Here is a 16,813-nt window from a genome sequence, read left to right as displayed (position 1 = left end):
GTCGCAACATGCCGTCAATCGGCGGGCATACCGGCGTGTTGCGACCCCTGTGACGACAGAGGCGGTCGGTCAGGGAGCGGAGGGCGCCGCCTCGGCCTCCCCGGCCTCGCCACGCACCCCCGCCGAGTCCGACGGATCGCCCTGCCGCCGGCTCGCCAGCAGGAACGGGATCCCGATCAGCTCGATCGCCCCGCCGATGACGAGCGACGTCCCGTACCCCCACAGGTCGGCCGCACGTCCGAGCGCCGGCTGGATCACCACACCGCCGAGGCTTCCGAACAGCGAGTCGAACGACAGCACGGTCGCGCGCTGCTTCGACGGGATCATGTCGTTCACGTACGCCTGCCGCACCGGCCCCGCCACCGCGAAGACGAACCCCCAGATCACCAGCAGGACCACCGCGAACCAGAAGAACGCCGTCAGTCCCATCGCCACCAGGATGACGATGCTGGTGAGCGACGCTCCGATGATCGTCGTCGTCCGCTTGGCGAACAGGCGCCGGAGCCGCGGCGCCAGGATGCCGCCCGCCACCTGCGCGAGCGACAGGATGGCCGCCGCGAGCCCGGCGACCGAGTACGCCTTCGGGTCGCCGTACAGTTCGAGCAGGTACGGCTGGAGGGCGTAGAAGGCGTAGATCCCGACCCCGGACGCGAACGGCGCCGACAGGATGACGTATCGCACAGAGCGCTTCCGCATCCCGTGCTCGATCGACTGGGCGAGGACGTTCCTGGTCGCCCGCCACGGTCCCATCGACTTGTCCGGGGTGAAACCGATGTCGCGCATCGTGACGAACGCGAACACGAACATCAGTATGAGCACCCCGGCGCGCAGCAGGAACGGCACCCCGAGGTTCGTCGCCTGCGCGATCACCCCGCCCAGCACGGACCCGGCGAACATCGCCACCCCGGTGACCACGAGCGCGCGACCGAAGACGGACTCCAGGCTCCCCGTGTACTCCGTCGCCGCGAGCGCGTCGACCAGCCACGCGTCCGTCGCGCCGGAGAAGAAGGTGAAACCGAGCCCGAGCAGCATGGAGGCCACCGCCCACCAGAAGAACGGCGCGTGCCACAGCCAGAGCAGCCAGTAGAGCACAGTCGAGAGGGACAGGGTGATCGTGCCGAGCAGGTAGGACGCGCGGCGCCCGATCGTGTCGGCGACGACCCCGGTGGGGATCTCGAAGATGACCATCCCGGCCGTGAAGAACGCGTTCGCGGCGAAGGCCTCGAAGTTGGTCAGCCCGGCGTCGAGGAGGAAGAGCGTGTTGATGCCCCAGATGAACGACGCGGCGAGGGTGTTACCGAGGAGGAGTGTGAGGTAGACGGCCTGGACCCGGCGGGCGGTGGGGATCATAGCCGTGGAGGTACTGGTGCGTTCATGCGGACATCTTCGTCCGGTCGGGGGCGCGGTGCCAGAGCCGGGACGGGCGAGTCCGTCGTTCGCGAGCCGTGGCGCCCGGTGATCTGTGCCAGCCTGTGGGGATGAGCACCGTCGTCTTCGCCCCCGACTCCTTCAAGGGCACCGCGACCGCGACCGAGGTGACGTCCGCGCTCGCGGCGGGATGGTCGTCGGTCCGCCCGGACGACGACATCGTCCTCGCGCCGATGGCCGACGGAGGCGAGGGCACTCTCGACGCGTTCGAGGTCGCCGTGCCCGGGTCCACCCGGCGGTCCGTGCGCGTGACCGGACCGGACGGCGCTGCGCGGGACGCGAGCTGGCTCCTGCTGCCCGACGGAACCGCCGTCGTCGAACTGGCCGAGACCAGCGGGATCGGGCTGATGCCGGCGCTCGCGCCCTTCGACGCGCAGACGACCGGATTCGGCCAGGCCATCGCGGCGGCGCTCGACGCGGGGGCGACGGGGCTGCTGCTCGCGATCGGCGGGAGCGCCTCCACGGACGGGGAGCCGGGATGCTGACGGCGCTCGGGGCGCGGTTGCTGACTGCGGCCGGAACCGCCATCGCGCCGGGGAACCGCGGCCTCGCCGCCCTCGACCGGGCCGAACTGGGGTCGCTGAGGGCGCGTCCCGCAGGAGGTGCGCGCGTTCTGAGCGACGTGACCAGCCCGCTGCTCGGACCTCGGGGGGCGGCCTCGGTGTTCGGGCCGCAGAAGGGCGCCGGTCCGACGGACGTGCCCGTGCTGGAGGCCGGGCTCGCCCGATTCGCGGACGTGCTCCATGAGTCCGGGGTCGCCGTGGATCCCTTCGCACCCGGTGCGGGCGCTGCGGGCGGGACCGGCTTCGGGCTGCTCGCCTGGGGAGCCGCGATGGCGCCGGGCTCGGCCGCCGTCGGCGAGGCGCTGAGCCTGCCCACGGTCGTGGCCTCGGCGGATGCGGTGGTGACGGGGGAGGGACGCTATGACGACCAGTCGGCGGCGGGCAAGGTCGCGGAGTATGTCGCGGGCCTGGCCCGGGCAGCCCGGATCCCCGCGCTCCTGGCCGCCGGCTCGATCGCGGCCGAGCCACGCGGGTTCGCCGGCGTGGCGTCGCTGTCCGAGCTCGCCGGAGGCTCGGCCGCCGCCATCGCGGACCCGCTGCGCTGGGCGTCGGCGGCCGGCGCCGCGCTCGCGCGCGGCTTCGCCGCTGCTGGCAACGGAGGAGATTCCCCGCTGGCCGGCGCTGACAACAGTCAACGGAGGAAACCGGCCCGTTCCGCGCGCCGATCTCCTCCGCTGACCGCTTTTCGGCCGGTCGCCGACGGGAGGTCCTCCGGGGGCGACCGCCTACAGGTACTGCCGGCGCTGCTCCCGGATCACCGTGCGCGTGTCCACCGCCAGCGGCGCCGCCGCCGCCACGGTCCACGACGGCCGCTCACCGGTCAGCGCCCACGCCGCCTGCACGGCTCCGCCATCGGCGACGTACTCGCCCGGCGCCGGCACGACGACCGGCGCGTCGAACACCTGTGCCGCGATCGCCGCGACAGCCCGGTTCTGCGCCGCCCCGCCGATCAGCACGATGCGCTTCTCCCGCACGCCGACCGCGCGCACGGCGTCGAGCCCGTCGGCGAGACCGCACAGCATCCCCTCGATGGCCGCGCGCGCGAAGGTCGCCGGGCGCGTGCTCGCGATGGTGAGCCCGTGGAGGCTGGCTGTGGCGTCCGGGAGGTTCGGCGTCCGTTCGCCCTCGAAGTACGGCACCAGCACGACGCCCTCCGCACCGGGCTCCACGGACAGGGCGAGCTCGGCGAGGGCGTCGAAGTCCACCGAGAGCAGGCCGGCGACGGAGCTCAGCACGCGGGCCGCATTGAGCGTCGCGATGAGGGGGAGGCTGAGGCCGCTCGCGTCGGCGAAGCCGGCGACGGTCCCGGTCGCGTCCGCGATGGGGGCGTCGGTCACGGCGAACACGGTGCCGCTGGTGCCGATGGACACGACCACGTCGCCGTCCGCTGCGCCCAGGCCGAGAGCCGCGCTCGCGTTGTCGCCCGCGCCCGGGCCGACGAGGACGCCGTCCGGGGTGCGGCCGGCGACGTCCGCCGGGCCCAGCACGCGGGGGAGGATGACGGCGTCGGCCGAGGTGGAGGTCGTACCGGCCTCCCGCCCCGCACGTCCCAGCGCCCGCTCGAACAGCTCGACGTCGTATGCCCCGGATGCCGCGCTCCAGTATGCCGTCCCGCTCGCATCCGACCGGTCCGTCGTCAGGGCCTCCAGCTCCGGGCCGAGGGGGCTCTCGTCCGCGGGGCCGTAACCCAGCAGTCGCCAGGTCAGCCAGTCGTGGGGGAGGGCGACCGCGGCGACGCGTGCCGCGTTCGCCGGCTCGGCGTCGCGCAGCCAGCGCAGCTTGGTCGCGGTGAAGGAGGCCACCGGCACCACTCCGACCCGCGCGGCGTACGCCCCAGCGCCGACCTCGTCGATCAGGTCGCGCGCCGCCTGGGCGCTGCGGGTGTCGTTCCAGAGCAGCGCGTCGCGGATGACGCGGCCCTCCGCGTCGAGCACCACCATGCCGTGCTGCTGGCCGGCGATGGAGATCGCGGCCACGTCGGCGAGGCCGCCCGCGGCCTCCAACGCCTCCTGCAGCGCGCTCCACCAGGCGGCCGGGTCGACCTCCGTGCCGTCCGGGTGCACGGCCCGGCCGGAGCGCACGAGCGCCCCGGTCTCCAGGTCGCGCACGACCACCTTGCAGCTCTGCGTCGACGAGTCGACTCCCGCAACCAACGTCACCTGCGTTCCTCACTTCTCCGGGATTAATCGATCGAGGGGCACGTGTACGCCCTCAAAACTGCTGGATGACGGCGTTCACGTGCCCCTCGGCGAAGGATGGGTCCGGTCAGCCGCGGGCCCCGAGCAGGTGCTCGAGGGCGAGCTGCTGCAGGCGCACGAAGCCGAAGCCCTTGGCGCCGAAGTAGGCGCTCGCGTCGAAGTCCTCGTACGCGCTTCGGTCGGCGAGCAGGTCGTCGTAGCTCTCGCCGGCGCCCAGGGTCGACTGCGACAGCTCGTTCACGCGCGAGGCCTCCAGTGCCGCCTGCACCTCGGGGTCGGCGCGGAACGCCTGCGCCCGCTCCTTCAGCAGCAGGTAGGTGCGCATGTTCGCGGCGGCCGAGTCCCACACGCCCGTGATGTCCTCGGTGCGCGACGGCTTGTAGTCGAAGTGGCGCGGGCCGTCGTAGGCCTGGCCGCCGTTGGGGCCGCCGTGCTCGAGCAGGTCGACGAGCGCGAAGGCGTTCTGGAGGTCGCCGTGGCCGAACACGAGGTCCTGGTCGTACTTGATGCCGCGCTGGCCGTTGAGGTCGATGTGGTAGAGCTTGCCGTGGTACAGCGCCTGGGCGATGCCGGCGGCGAAGTTCAGGCCCGCCATCTGCTCGTGGCCGACCTCGGGGTTGAGGCCGACGAGCTCGGGGCGCTCCAGCGAGTTGATGAAAGCGAGGGCGTGGCCCACGGTCGGCAGCAGGATGTCGCCGCGCGGCTCGTTCGGCTTCGGCTCGATCGCGAAGCGGATGTCGTAGCCCTTGTCGGTGACGTAGTCGCCCAGCAGGTTGACGGCCTCCCGGTAGCGCTCGAGCGCCGCCTGGATATTCTTGGCCGAGTCGTACTCGGCGCCCTCGCGGCCGCCCCACATGACGAACGTCTTGGCGCCGAGCTCGGCGGCCAGGTCGAGGTTGCGGAGCACCTTGCGCAGCGCGAAGCGGCGGACGGCGCGGTCGTTGGAGGTGAAGCCGCCGTCCTTGAAGACCGGCGCGCTGAACAGGTTGGTGGTGACCATCGGCACGATGACACCGGTGTCTGCGAGCACCTGCTTGAGGCGGTCGATCTGCTTCTGGCGCTCGGCGTCGGTCGAGCCGAAGGCGAAGAGGTCGTCGTCGTGGAAGGTGAGGCCGTAGGCGCCGAGCTCGCTGAGCTTGGTCACCGCCTCCACCACGTCGAGCTGGGGGCGGGTCGGGCCGCCGAACGGGTCGGTGCCGTTGTAGCCGATGGTCCACAGACCGAACGAGAACTTGTCGGCGCGGGTGGGGGTGAGGCTCATGGAAGGTTCCTTCAGCGTCGTCGGTGATTTGTTGTTTCGATAAACTTATACCAGGACCGACGCCCGAGCGCCACTCCGCGCCGGCTGCCGAGGGCTCACATCCGCGACGCCAGCCACGCCGCCTGCTTCTGCCAGTGCGCCGCCTGGCCGCCCTCGTGGTCGTTGAACGGGTACACCTCGATCGTGCGGTCCTCCGCCGCCAGGTGGTTGTACGCCGCGAACGTCGTGGACGGCGGCACCACCGTGTCCATCAGCGCGACCGAGAACAGCGCAGGCGCCTGGATGCGGCGGGCGAAGTTCACGCCGTCGAGGTACGACAGCGTGTGGAAGGCCGCGTCCACCTGGTCGCGGTGCACCGCCAGGTAGGTCGTCAGCTCCTGGAACGGGCCGCCGGCCGCGACCTCCGCGCCACGGCGGTACGCGCAGAGGAACGCGACATCCGGCAGCACCGCCTGGACATCCGCCAGCGCGCCTGCGGCCAGGGCGATCCCGCCGCCCTGGCTGCCGCCGGTCACGGCGATCCGCGCCGGGTCGACGAACGGGAGGGCGCGGGCGGCGTCGACCGCTCGCACCGCGTCGGCGAACACCCGGCGGTAGTAGTGCTCGCGCGGGTCGTGGATGCCGCGGGTCATGAAGCCCGGGGTGGCGGGCCCGGAACCGTGCGGGTCGGCGGTCGCGCCTCCCGTGCCCCACCCGCTGCCCTGGCCGCGGGTGTCCATGAAGACGTGCACGTAGCCGGCGAGCGCCCAGTCGACGTTCTCGCCGGCGAGGCCGCGGCCGCCGCCGTAACCCTGGTACTGCACGACCGCCGGCAGTGGGCCGTCGGCGTGCAGCGGGCGCGACACCCAGGCGCGCACCGGTTCGCCGCCGAAGCCGGGGAAGGTCAGGTCCTCCACGATCAGTTGCGTGACCGGGGTGTTCGCCGGCGCCAGCACCGGCTCGCCCCCGGCCGCGCGAGACTCCGCGATCGTCGCTTCCCAGAACGCGTCGAAGTCGGTGGGCTCCTCGACCTCCGGGCGGAAGTCGATCAGTTCGGGGAGGGTGAGGTCGGTGAGCGGCATTGGTCTCCTCGGGAGGGCGAGTGTGGAAGTTTCGCGGGACAACGCGAAAGCCTGGCCGACATTGTGGCACAGTGTCTGCATGCCTGAACCGACCGTTGCGCCGAGCCGTCCGACGCTGGAGGCGATCGCGCGGCAGGCGGCGGTGTCGCTCTCCACCGTGTCGAAGGTCCTGAACGGGCGCCCGGGTGTCTCGGCGCCGACCCGCGCGCGCGTCGAGGAGCTGCTGAACGACTCCGGCTATGCGCGCCGCGGCGTCCTCCCGGAGCGCGGAGGGCTGGTCGAGCTGGTGGTCACGGATCTGGTCAGCGAGTGGTCGGTCGAGATCATCCGGGGTGTCGAGCGGATCACGCGGGAGGCCGGCTTCGTGCTCGCCCTCTCCGCGCTCGGCGACCATCTCGAGCCCGGCCGGGACTGGATCTCCGGCGTGCTCAGCAGGAAGCCGGTCGCGGTGATCCTGCAGTTCTCGAATCTGACGGCCGAGCACCGGCAGCGGCTGCGCACGCGCAACATCCCGTTCGTCGTCGTGGACCCGGCGGGCGACCCGCCGCCGGACGTCCCGGCGATCGGCGCGACCAACTGGGCGGGCGGGGTCACGGCGACGCGGCACCTGATCGACCTCGGCCACGAGCGGATCGCGGTCGTCTCCGGGCCGCCCGACCTGATGTGCTCCCGCGCACGGGTCGGCGGATACCAGTCCGCGCTCGCCGAGGCCGGGCTCCGGGCCGACCCGGCGCTCGCCGGCGTCGGCGAGTTCGGTCGCGCGGACGGAGTGCGGGAAGGTCGCCGCCTGCTCGACCGTGCTGACCGCCCGACCGCGATCGTCTGCGGCAACGACCTGCAGGCGCTCGGCGTGATGGATGCGGCGTTCGCGCTCGGGCTGGACGTGCCGGGCGACGTGTCCGTCGTCGGTTTCGACGACGTGGCGCCGGCGTCCTGGGCGCGGCCGGCCCTGACGACCGTGCGTCAGCCGTTGCAGGAGATGGCCGAGGTCGCGACGCGCACCGCACTGCGCCTGCGCGCCGGCGAGGTGGAGAACACCCGGCTGGAGCTGGCGACCTCCCTGGTCGTGCGCGATTCGACGGCGGCGCCGGCCGCTCGCTGAGCGACGGTAGTAGAAAGTTTTCCAAGCAACGGCCGAAACTTGCGTGGTGCCTCGCGGCCGGTTAGCGTCACGCACGGACACCGAAACAGCACGCACGACGCGAAGGAGCGGGACGGATGACTTCACCGGCACGGGAGCTGCGGGTGGCGATGGTCGGCTACGGCTTCATGGGCGCTGCCCACTCGCAGGGCTGGCGGGTGGCTCCGCGGTTCTTCGACCTGGCCGCCGAGCCGGTCATGGCCGCGATCGTGGGACGCGACCCCGACCGCGTGGAGGGCGCCCGCCGCAAGTTCGGCTGGCAGCGCGCCGAGACCGACTGGCGTCGCGTCGTCGAGGACCCGGCCATCGACGTGATCGACATCTGCTCGCCCGGCGCCTCCCACGCCGAGATCGCGATCGCCGCGCTGGACGCCGGCAAGCACGTGCTCTGCGAGAAGCCGCTCGCCAACACCGTGGCCGAGGCGGAGGCGATGGTCGCCGCCGCCGAACGCGCGGCCTCCCGCGGCGTCCGCTCGATGGTGGGCTTCAGCTATCGTCGGGTCCCGGCGATCGGCTACGCCAGGCGCCTCGTGCAGGAGGGCCGGCTCGGCGCGATCCGCCAGGTGCGCGCGCTCTACCTGCAGGACTGGCTGACCGACGAGAACGGGCCGATGACGTGGCGGCTCGACAAGGAGGCCGCAGGCTCCGGCTCCCTGGGGGACATCGGCGCGCACGCGATCGACCTGGTCGAGCACCTGACCGGCTCCCGGCTCGACTCGGTCTCCGGCACCCTCGCCACGTTCGTGGAGGAGCGGCCGCTGCTCGGCGAGACCGTGGGGCTCTCCGGCACGGCCTCCGCCGAGCGCGGACGGGTGACCGTGGACGACGCCGCCTGGTTCACCGCGCGGCTCGACGGTGGAGCGGCGGCGGGCGCGATCGGCGCGTTCGAGGCGACCCGCTATGCGACCGGCCGCAAGAACTCGCTGCGGATCGAGCTCAGTGGCTCCCGCGGCGCGATCGCCTTCGACCTGGAGGCCATGAACGAGCTGCAGTTCTACGACGCCACCGCGCCGGCGGGGAGCAGGGCTTCACGCGGATCATCGTGACCGAGCCCGAGCATCCCTACATGGCGAACTGGTGGCCCACCGGCCACGCGATCGGCTACGAGCACGCCTTCAGCCACCAGATCAAGGACTTCGTCGATGCGGTGACCGGCGGCGCCGACCCCGAGCCGTCGTTCGCCGACGGCCTGCACGTCCAGCGCGTGCTGGCCGCAGTGGAGACCTCCGCCGCGACCGGCAGCGCCTGGACCCCCACCGCCGCCTGACGCCCCTACTCACCCTGCCCCCAACCGTCGAGTACGCCCGAAATCAGCCCGGAACCGTCGAGTACGCGAACAATCCGCGTACTCGGCGGTTTCGATCGGAAGGAAACATGACCAGACAAGCCCTCGTCGTCCGCGGCGGCTGGGACGGGCACATGCCCGTCGAGACCACGAACCTCTTCATCCCGTTCCTGGAGGAGAACGGCTTCGCCGTGCGGGTGGAGGAGGGGCCCGCCGTCTACACCGACGAGCCGTTCATGGACACGGTCGACCTCGTCCTGCAGATCAACACGATGAGCACCATCGAGCCGGCCGAGTTCGCCGGTCTGCAGCGCGCGGTCCTGAACGGCACCGGGATGGCCGGCTGGCACGGCGGCATCGCCGACTCCTACCGGAACAACGCGGATTATCTCCACATGATCGGCGGCCAGTTCGCGCACCACGCGGGCAAGAATCCGGCCGAGCGCACCGGCGAGCAGTCCGACAACTACATCCCGTACACGGTGCACATCACCGACTACGGCAAGGCGCACCCGATCACCGCGGGAATCGAGGACTTCGACCTGGTGACCGAGCAGTACTGGGTGCTGAGCGACGAGTACAACGACGTCCTGGCCACGACGACGCAGAGCGTTCGCCCGTGGGATGCCTGGAACCGCCCGGTCACCGCCCCGGCCATCTGGACGCGGCAGTGGGGCAAGGGCCGCATCTTCGTCTCCGCTCCGGGCCACCGGCTGGAGATCGTGGAGAGCCGGCCCGTGCGCACCATCATCGAGAGGGGGCTGCTGTGGGCAGCACGCTGAACGTCGGAGTGATCGGAGTCGGCGTCATCTCGGCGCAGTACTTCGCGGAGTTCCCGAAACTGCCGAACCTGCGTCTGCGCGCGGTCGCCGACCTCGACCTCGACCGGGCCAGGACCGTCGCCGCCGAGCAGGGCGTCGAGGCGATGACCGTGGACGAGCTGCTGGCGCATCCCGAGGTGGATGTCGTGCTCAACCTGACCATCCCGCTCGCCCACGCGGACGTCGCGCTGCGTGCGCTCGCGGCGGGCAAGCACGTCTACGGCGAGAAGCCGCTGGCGCTGACGACCGCGGAGGCGGCGCCGGTCCTGGCACGCGCCGACGAGCTCGGGCTGCGGGTCGGCTGCGCTCCCGACACGGTGCTCGGGACGGGCATCCAGACCGCTCGCGCCGTGCTCGACGACGGCCGGATCGGGATGCCGCTCGGCGCAGCGGTGGCATGGACGGCGCCCGGCCACGAGCTGTGGCATCCGGCGCCGGCGTTCTACTACCAGCCGGGAGGCGGCCCGCTGTTCGACATGGGCCCCTACTATCTGACCTCGCTCGTGACGTTCTTCGGGCCGGTCGTCCGCGTCTCCGGCGCGACGCGACGCTCGGAGCGCTCGCGCACCATCGCCACCGGGCCGCACGCCGGCGCCGAGCTGCCGGTGGACGTGGACACGCACGTCACCGCCATCCTGGAGCACGCCTCCGGAGTCGTCTCGACGGTGACCGTCTCGTTCGAGGTGTGGGCCTCCCGCGTGCCGCTGTTCGAGGTGTACGGGACCGCAGGAACACTCGCCGTGCCCGACCCCAACCACTTCTCGGACGCGGTGCTCGTCGCGACGGCGGACGACCGCGAGTTCCGCGAGGTGGAGACGGCGGGCGGCTACGCCGACGCCGGCCGCGGCTTCGGCCTGGCAGACCTGGCCCGCGCGCTCGAGACCGGTCGACCCCACCGCGCGTCGGGCGAGCTGGCCTTCCACGTGCTGGAGATCATGGAGGCGGTGCTGGAGGCGGGCGCGCGGCACGAGGTGGTGACGCTGACCTCCACGGTCGAGCGGCCCGAGGCGGTGCCCGTGGGGGCGCGGCCCGAGACGTGCTGAGGCGCCGCGCGTCCGCCGCGCCCCGCGACCTGTAATACAGTGACCGGGACCATGAACGGCAGGACGACGGCGGGGACGAACCTCGACACGGTGCGGCGGCACAACCTCTCCGCCGTGCTCGGGATGGTGCACCGCGAGGGCCCGCTGGCGCGCTCGGCGCTCACCCAGGCGACCGGGCTCAACCGGTCGACCATCGGCGCGCTCGTCGCCGAGCTGGGCGAGTTCGGGCTCGTGCGCGAGCGCGAGCCGGAGAACAGCAACAGGGTCGGGAGGCCGTCCCCGGTCGTCGCCGCCGACGGCCGCGTCGTCGCGCTCGCCGTGAACCCGGAAGTGGACGCCGTCACCGTCGGGGTGGTCGGGCTCGACGCGCACGTGCACCGCCGGGTGCGCTATCCCACCGGGCACGTGCCGACCGCCGCGGAGGCCGCCGCCATCGCCGCCGCCGTGATCGACGGGCTGCGGCCCGAGCTGGCGGCGGCCTCCCGGGTCGTCGGGGTCGGCGTCGCGGTGCCCGGACTCGTGCGCGAGGAAGACGGCGTCGTCCGGCTCGCCCCGCACCTGGAGTGGGCGGAGGAGCCCTTCGCGGCGGAGCTCGCGGAAGCGACCGGCTATCCCGTCGCAGCGGCGAACGACGCCAGCCTGGGCGCGAACGCCGAACGGCTGTTCGGCGCGGGGCAGGGAGCGGCCGACCTCGTCTACGTCAACGGCGGCGCGTCCGGCATCGGCGCGGGCGTGATCGTGGGCGGGAGGCCGCTGACCGGCATCAGCGGTTACGCCGGCGAGCTGGGTCATACCCTCGTCAACTCGGCCGGCGTGCGCTGCCACTGCGGTGCGATCGGCTGCTTGGAGACCGAGGTCAGCCAGCGCGCGCTGCTGCAGGTGCTCGGACTGGCCTCCGCCGATCCGGACGAGCTCTCGCGGGCGCTCGGTGCGGCCGTCGCGTCCGGCGACGCGGCGGTGCTCGCCGAGGTGGACCGCCAGCTCGGTTTCCTGGCGACCGCGTTGCGCAACGCGACCAACGTCTTCGACCCCGAGCGGATCGTCCTCGGCGGGTTCCTCGGCGCGCTGCACGAGCTGGCGCCCGAGCGACTGCCGGCACTCGTCGCGTCGCAGGCGCTCTCCGCCTCCGCCGAGACCCTCACGATCACACGCGCCGCCCTCGGCAGCGACATCCTCATGATCGGCGCCGCCGAGCTCGCCTTCGCCCCGCTCCTCGCGTCCCCCTCCGCCTCGTAGGCACCCGCCGAGTACGCGCGAAATCAGGCCAAAACCGCCGAGTACGCAGAGAATTCGCGTACTCGGCTGATGGCGCGCTGGGCTGGGTGGGCGGCGGCTGCTGCGGCGGCGGAGTCGTCGGCTGTTGTCCCGCGAAATCGGGACAATGCGCACGTTCACATTTCGGTGCGGAAGGTTGTAAGCTGGACACGCGCCCGAGATCGAATCGATTCGAACGGGCGGCTCCCAGCACCGCGATCCCGTCGCGGTGCTGTCGTTTTGCGTCCAACGTCGGGCGCGTGCCCCCTCCCCACACGCCCTCCAGCAGAAGGACTCTTTCGTGACCACCGTCGTGCATCCCGGCGACTCGCTCACCGGCCGCCAGCGAATGTCGTACATCCTGATCCTCGGCGCGCTCACCGCGCTCGGGCCGTTCACGATCGACATGTACCTCCCGGCGCTCCCGACGCTGGAGTCCGACTTCCACGTCTCCACGGCGATGATCCAGCTCACGCTCACGGCGACCACGATCGGCTTCGGGCTCGGCCAGCTCCTGGTCGGCCCGTGGTCGGACAAGATCGGCCGCCGCCTCCCGCTGATCGCCGCCACCGGCGTCCACATCTTCGCGTGCCTCGCTGCGGCGATCTCGCCCAATGTGGAGCTGCTCGGCATCGCCCGCGCGCTGATGGGCATCGGTGCCGCCGCCGGCGGGGTGGTCGCGATGGCGATGGTCCGCGACCTGTTCGGCGGGCGTCCGCTCGTGCGGATGCTGAGCCGCCTCGCGCTCGTCAACGGGCTCGCGCCGGTCCTCGCGCCGGTGCTCGGGTCGTGGCTGCTGCTGGTCATGCCGTGGCGCGGCATCTTCGTCGTGCTCGCCTGCTACGGCGTGTTCGTGATCGCCTGCGTCTCGCTGTGGATCGCCGAGACCCTCCCGAAGGCGCGCCGGCACGACGCCGGCCACTCGACGGTCCGCCAGCGCTACCGCTCGGTGCTGAGCGACCGGGTGTTCGTCGGCATCGCGATCGTGGGAGCCGCCAACTTCACCGGCCTCTTCTCGTACCTGTCGGCGAGCCCGTTCATCTTCCAGGGCCTCTACGCGTTCACGCCGCAGGAGTACGGCCTCCTGTTCGCGGTCAACTCGATCGGCATCATCATCGGCGTGCAGTCGGCGGCGCGGCTGACCAAGTACGTCGGGCCGCAGTGGATCCTCGCCGTCTCGACGGCCGTCATGCTCCTGGCGTCGGTCACGATCGTAGTGCTCGACCAGGCCCACGTCGGCCTGTGGGGGTCGCGATCCCGCTCTGGTTCTTCATCGCGGCGTGCGGATTCGGCTTCCCGTGCGTGCAGGTGCTGGCCCTCAACAACCACGGCCACGAGGCCGGGACGGCGGCGAGCCTGCTCGGCGCGCTCAACTTCGGCGCGGCCGGCGTGTTCTCGCCGATCGTCGGGCTGCTCGGCACCGGCAGCGCGGGGCCGATGGGCTCGATGATGGCGATCTGCGCCGCGGTGTCCATTGCGTCGCTGTGGCTGGTCGTGCGGCCGCGGACGGTGCCGGAGCTCGCGCACTAGGGTAGTTCGCACTCGTGCCGGGCCTGGCGCACCCGCACCCCGACCAGCACCCGCGGGCCGGGCCGGGCGGGACGACCTTGCGCGGTACCGTGATCCCATGACCGCCACGCCGCCGCTGCACGTCGCCCGGCGCATCCAGCGCCGCTGGCCGCTGATCTCCGCGTCCGTCGCCATCGGCCTGGTACTGGTGCTCGGCGCGATCATCGCGCTCCGCCCGACGGAGCCGTTCGCGCTCGACCTGGAGTGGATGGCCGAGGTGATCGAGCACCGTTCGCCGGTGTGGACCGCGCCCGCGCTGTTCTTCAACTACGTGGGCGGCGGCATCATCGGCTCGGTCGTGATCCCGGTGGTGGTCTTCCTGCTCCTCTTGGCGTTCCGAAGGCCCTGGGGCGCCACCTTCTTCGCGGTCGCGAGCGTTCTGTCGGTGATCTGCGTCCAGGTCCTCAAGCACACGGTCGGTCGGGCGCGGCCCTCGGAGATCCTGGTGGTCTCCGATACCGGTTCATTCCCGTCCGGGCATACGGCGAATGCGGCCACGATGGCGGTCGTGTTCGCCATCCTGTTCCCGCGCGTCTGGGTGTGGTGCGTGGGCGGCGCGTGGGGCATCCTGATGGCGATCAGCCGCACCTACCTCGGCGCGCATTGGCTGAGCGACACCCTCGGCGGACTGCTGCTCGGCGCCGGTGTCGCGGTCATCGTGTGGGCGCCGCTGGCATACAAGCTGGCGGAGGAGAGCACCCGGCCGCACCCGTTCTTCCTCAGCAGACCGGGCCAGGCGAAGACGTAGCCGGAGGCGCGTCCAGCGCGCGCGTCGCCTCGAGGCCCACGGCCACCGCGACCGCCGCGTCCCCGCCGCCGCGCTCCGTCCACGCCGCCGAGAGGCCGGCCCAGGCGAGCGCCCAACGCAGCATCCGCCGCTGCGGGATCCCGGTCTCCGCGGCGATCACCGCCACGGCGCGCTCCAGCCGTCCTGGAGCCAGCGCCACGTCCGCGGAGGGATTGCAGAGGATGTTCGCGAAGTCGAACGCCGGATCGCCGTGGAGGTGCTTGGGGTCGATCGCGAGCCAGCCGTCCCGACCGAAGTCGAGAACGTTGCCGTGGTGGAGGTCGCCGTGCAGCACGACGTCGCCCTCCGGCGCGGCGAGCAGCGCCCGGGCTTCGGCCGCGGCACGCGGGAACATGCCGTCGTGGGCATGCGGCCGCGTCGCGGCGTGCTCGAACAGCTCGGCGAACCAGCGCGGGAGGTCGAGCAGCACGTCCGGTCGCGGCCGCCCGGTGACCGAGTGCAGGCGCACCGCGGCACGGCAGAGGACCCGGGTCGCCTCATCGTCCCCGTCCGGGCCGGAGGCCGCCAGCGACTCCAGCGAGCGCCCGCCGGTGGCCCGCGCGAGCACGAGCGCGTCACCCTCCGCCGCGAGGACCGGCGCCGCGCCGCCGCCGTCCCACCAGCGGAGGACGCGCCCTCCCGCAGCCTCCTCGGCGTGCGTCGCGAGCTTGAGGAACGCCGGCCGGCCGTCCAGCACCACCGGTTGCAGCGCGCTCGACGGCGTGGAGAAGGCGGGGCCGTCCGGCGTCAGGGCCCAGCGCGCCCGCCACGGCGCGAGCAGTCCGTCGGGATCGCGCTCCATCAGACCAACCGGCTCTCGGCCGCGGCGGCGTGGGCTCCGGGCGTGAGGCGGCCCGAGCTCGGCGGCCCGGCGACGGTGGACGAGGTCACGCTGCCATACTTTCACGATGACTACGATCCGCCCGTACCGTCCGGCCGACCGTGCGGACGTCTACGACATCTGCGTCAGGACGGGCGCGAGCGGCGCGGACGCGCGGGGGCTCTACTCCAGCGACGCCCTCCTGCCCGACGTCTTCGCCGGACCCTACGTCGAGTACCAGCCCGACCTCGCGTTCGTGGTCGACACGGGCCGGCGCGTCGCCGGCTACGTGATCTCGGTGGCGGACAGCCAGGCGTTCGCCGACTGGTATGACGCGCACTGGCTGCCGGGGTTCCGCGAGCGCTATCCGCTGACGGAGGCGACCTCCCAGAAGGAGCGGGAGGCCATCGGATTCGGGCTCGACCCGCACGAAGCGATCGTCCCGGAGGTCGACCGCTTTCCTGCGCACCTGCACATCGACCTGCTGCCCGAGTTGCAGGGTCAGGGCTACGGTCGCCGGCTCATCCGCGAACTCCTCGCAGCGCTGCACGGTCGGGGCGTGCCGGGCGTGTTCCTGAGGATGTCGCCCGCGAACACCGGCGCGATGGCGTTCTACCGCCGGCTCGGCTTCGAGGAGCTGCCCTCCAGCCGTTCGGACGCGCCGGCACTGGCGATCGCGACGAACGCGGACGTCTGAGCGGCCCTAAGGGAACCGCGGCATCCGCTCGAACCAGTACAGCAGCTCGGGCGACCGCCGCCGCAACTGCGTCATCGTCAGGAAGTCCTCGGGGCGCGTCACCGGAACGTCGAACTCGTCGGCGACCAGCTCCATGTCCGCAGCCGACCAGAACTGCCCGCGCATGCGGATGAGCGGCCGACCGTCGTGTCCGGTGATGAAGAGCTGGGGGAGGGTGTCCAGTGTGCTGCCGTCGTAGAGCCGCACCAGCAGGATGGAGCCGACATCGACCGAGCGCACGAACCGGGTCCGACCGAAGAAGCCGCGCTCCCGGACGCCGTCCGGCTGGAGCGTGATCGTCGCGCTGAGGAACGCGTACACGCCGAGGATCGTCGCCAGCACGACCAGCACGTGGACGGACAGGACGTACTTCCACTCCCCGTTCGGGATGGTGAGCCAGTACAGCACGGCGAACACGGGCGTGGTCAGGGCGAGGATGGCCGTGAGCCCGCGCGCGAACAGGTCGCGGTACGGGCGGAGAACAGTCCCCCTCGCCACGTCCGTGCCGACCCCCGATTGCTGATGGTTGCTCATCAGACCGAGCTTGACGGATTCCTCGGGTCTTTTGTAGCGGCATTTTGGGGGACACGGCGTTCCACTTCCGCGAGGTGCTTCACACGCAGGGAGCGCACCCGGAAGGCGGACAGGATGGTCGCCAGCACGCCCACGGCGAAGAGGATCACCGTGGCGGGGTCGTGCATGGAGCGGCCGATCAGCAGGGTCACCACGCCGAGCGCCACGGTAGCGCAGAGCTGGGAGAGCATCGAGCCGGTCATCGTACATATCTAACATACCCAGGCTCCCGCCGCCAATCCGAGTCCGCCGCACAGCGACCGAAGGGCGCAT

Annotated in this window: 14 protein-coding genes and 2 pseudogenes; 9 read left to right on the top strand and 7 right to left on the bottom strand. The window is 72.1% G+C overall.

Annotated features, from left to right (window positions below; genetic code table 11):
* Positions 1-69 precede the first annotated feature (69 nt).
* The gene (locus tag ACR5MH_RS10205; protein ID WP_431347112.1) at positions 70-1,350 is read right to left on the bottom strand and encodes an MFS transporter; all 1,281 of its coding nucleotides are present in this window, start codon (positions 1,348-1,350) and stop codon (positions 70-72) included.
* Positions 1,351-1,478: 128 nt separating this feature from the next.
* On the opposite strand from ACR5MH_RS10205, the pseudogene ACR5MH_RS10200 reads away from it, so the two are divergent.
* Positions 1,479-2,458, top strand: a pseudogene (locus ACR5MH_RS10200) (glycerate kinase); the annotation flags it as partial.
* A gap of 258 nt (positions 2,459-2,716) precedes the next feature.
* Here ACR5MH_RS10200 and xylB read toward each other — a convergent pair.
* The 3 genes from xylB to ACR5MH_RS10185 form a co-directional block, all read right to left on the bottom strand.
* On the bottom strand, positions 2,717-4,150 hold the full coding sequence (gene xylB, locus ACR5MH_RS10195; RefSeq protein WP_431347111.1) for a xylulokinase: 1,434 nt from the start codon (positions 4,148-4,150) through the stop codon (positions 2,717-2,719).
* A gap of 106 nt (positions 4,151-4,256) precedes the next feature.
* Entirely contained in the window at positions 4,257-5,450 is a 1,194-nt protein-coding gene (xylA, locus tag ACR5MH_RS10190) for a xylose isomerase (protein ID WP_431347110.1), read from the bottom strand.
* 95 nt (positions 5,451-5,545) lie between these two features.
* A complete protein-coding gene (locus tag ACR5MH_RS10185) occupies positions 5,546-6,511 on the bottom strand; it encodes an acetylxylan esterase (protein ID WP_431347109.1) in 966 nt (321 codons plus the stop codon).
* Between the two features lie 79 nt (positions 6,512-6,590).
* On the opposite strand from ACR5MH_RS10185, the gene ACR5MH_RS10180 reads away from it, so the two are divergent.
* The 7 genes and pseudogenes from ACR5MH_RS10180 (at position 6,591) to ACR5MH_RS10150 (ending at position 14,372) form a co-directional block, all read left to right on the top strand.
* A complete protein-coding gene (locus ACR5MH_RS10180) occupies positions 6,591-7,613 on the top strand; it encodes a LacI family DNA-binding transcriptional regulator (RefSeq protein WP_431347108.1) in 1,023 nt (340 codons plus the stop codon).
* A 116-nt stretch (positions 7,614-7,729) separates the two neighbouring features.
* Positions 7,730-8,919 (top strand): annotated as a pseudogene (locus ACR5MH_RS10175) (Gfo/Idh/MocA family protein).
* A 107-nt stretch (positions 8,920-9,026) separates the two neighbouring features.
* Positions 9,027-9,719: a ThuA domain-containing protein gene (locus ACR5MH_RS10170; protein ID WP_431347106.1), complete on the top strand. Its 693-nt coding sequence runs from the start codon at positions 9,027-9,029 to the stop codon at positions 9,717-9,719.
* Complete coding sequence (locus ACR5MH_RS10165) at positions 9,704-10,801, top strand: Gfo/Idh/MocA family protein (RefSeq protein ID WP_431347105.1); 1,098 nt, start codon at positions 9,704-9,706, stop codon at positions 10,799-10,801. The genes ACR5MH_RS10170 and ACR5MH_RS10165 overlap by 16 nt, the downstream gene beginning before the upstream one ends.
* Before the next feature lie 51 nt (positions 10,802-10,852).
* Positions 10,853-12,037 carry an ROK family protein gene (locus ACR5MH_RS10160; RefSeq protein WP_431347104.1) on the top strand — a complete coding sequence of 395 codons (1,185 nt, stop codon included), beginning with the start codon at positions 10,853-10,855 and terminating at the stop codon, positions 12,035-12,037.
* 319 nt (positions 12,038-12,356) lie between these two features.
* The gene (locus ACR5MH_RS10155; RefSeq protein ID WP_433862561.1) at positions 12,357-13,505 is read left to right on the top strand and encodes a multidrug effflux MFS transporter; all 1,149 of its coding nucleotides are present in this window, start codon (positions 12,357-12,359) and stop codon (positions 13,503-13,505) included.
* Between the two features lie 177 nt (positions 13,506-13,682).
* Positions 13,683-14,372 carry a phosphatase PAP2 family protein gene (locus ACR5MH_RS10150; protein WP_431347103.1) on the top strand — a complete coding sequence of 230 codons (690 nt, stop codon included), beginning with the start codon at positions 13,683-13,685 and terminating at the stop codon, positions 14,370-14,372.
* Here the strand turns inward: ACR5MH_RS10150 and ACR5MH_RS10145 are convergent.
* Positions 14,344-15,213: an aminoglycoside phosphotransferase family protein gene (locus ACR5MH_RS10145; RefSeq protein ID WP_431347102.1), complete on the bottom strand. Its 870-nt coding sequence runs from the start codon at positions 15,211-15,213 to the stop codon at positions 14,344-14,346. The two genes, ACR5MH_RS10150 and ACR5MH_RS10145, sit on opposite strands and share 29 nt — an antisense overlap.
* A gap of 106 nt (positions 15,214-15,319) precedes the next feature.
* On the opposite strand from ACR5MH_RS10145, the gene ACR5MH_RS10140 reads away from it, so the two are divergent.
* Positions 15,320-15,928: a GNAT family N-acetyltransferase gene (locus tag ACR5MH_RS10140; protein WP_433862560.1), complete on the top strand. Its 609-nt coding sequence runs from the start codon at positions 15,320-15,322 to the stop codon at positions 15,926-15,928.
* 6 nt (positions 15,929-15,934) lie between these two features.
* Here the strand turns inward: ACR5MH_RS10140 and ACR5MH_RS10135 are convergent, their stop codons facing one another.
* Both ACR5MH_RS10135 and ACR5MH_RS10130 read right to left on the bottom strand, forming a co-directional pair.
* Positions 15,935-16,501 carry a hypothetical protein gene (locus ACR5MH_RS10135; protein WP_431347100.1) on the bottom strand — a complete coding sequence of 189 codons (567 nt, stop codon included), beginning with the start codon at positions 16,499-16,501 and terminating at the stop codon, positions 15,935-15,937.
* Positions 16,501-16,743 (bottom strand): hypothetical protein, encoded by a 243-nt coding sequence (locus ACR5MH_RS10130; protein WP_431347099.1) that lies wholly within the window; start codon positions 16,741-16,743, stop codon positions 16,501-16,503. The genes ACR5MH_RS10135 and ACR5MH_RS10130 overlap by 1 nt, the downstream gene beginning before the upstream one ends.
* Between the last annotated feature and the right edge of the window lie 70 nt (positions 16,744-16,813).

The organism is Streptomyces sp. L7, from assembly GCF_050990935.1.
Lineage (GTDB): Bacteria > Actinomycetota > Actinomycetes > Actinomycetales > Microbacteriaceae > Leifsonia.
The sequence above is the reverse complement of the archived record's forward strand: the minus strand, read 5'-3'. Positions and strand labels throughout refer to the sequence as shown.

What these genes read in the sequence shown, in the direction of transcription:
- ACR5MH_RS10185 (WP_431347109.1), bottom strand. Translation starts at nt 6,511, where the DNA reads ATGCCGCTCACCGACCTCACCCTCCCCGAACTGATCGACTTCCGCCCG.
- xylA (WP_431347110.1), bottom strand. Translation starts at nt 5,450, where the DNA reads ATGAGCCTCACCCCCACCCGCGCCGACAAGTTCTCGTTCGGTCTGTGG.
- ACR5MH_RS10145 (WP_431347102.1), bottom strand. Translation starts at nt 15,213, where the DNA reads ATGGAGCGCGATCCCGACGGACTGCTCGCGCCGTGGCGGGCGCGCTGG.
- ACR5MH_RS10135 (WP_431347100.1), bottom strand. Translation starts at nt 16,501, where the DNA reads ATGAGCAACCATCAGCAATCGGGGGTCGGCACGGACGTGGCGAGGGGG.
- ACR5MH_RS10150 (WP_431347103.1), top strand. Translation starts at nt 13,683, where the DNA reads ATGACCGCCACGCCGCCGCTGCACGTCGCCCGGCGCATCCAGCGCCGC.
- ACR5MH_RS10170 (WP_431347106.1), top strand. Translation starts at nt 9,027, where the DNA reads ATGACCAGACAAGCCCTCGTCGTCCGCGGCGGCTGGGACGGGCACATG.
- ACR5MH_RS10130 (WP_431347099.1), bottom strand. Translation starts at nt 16,743, where the DNA reads ATGACCGGCTCGATGCTCTCCCAGCTCTGCGCTACCGTGGCGCTCGGC.
- ACR5MH_RS10140 (WP_433862560.1), top strand. Translation starts at nt 15,320, where the DNA reads ATGACTACGATCCGCCCGTACCGTCCGGCCGACCGTGCGGACGTCTAC.
- ACR5MH_RS10160 (WP_431347104.1), top strand. Translation starts at nt 10,853, where the DNA reads ATGAACGGCAGGACGACGGCGGGGACGAACCTCGACACGGTGCGGCGG.
- ACR5MH_RS10205 (WP_431347112.1), bottom strand. Translation starts at nt 1,350, where the DNA reads ATGATCCCCACCGCCCGCCGGGTCCAGGCCGTCTACCTCACACTCCTC.
- ACR5MH_RS10180 (WP_431347108.1), top strand. Translation starts at nt 6,591, where the DNA reads ATGCCTGAACCGACCGTTGCGCCGAGCCGTCCGACGCTGGAGGCGATC.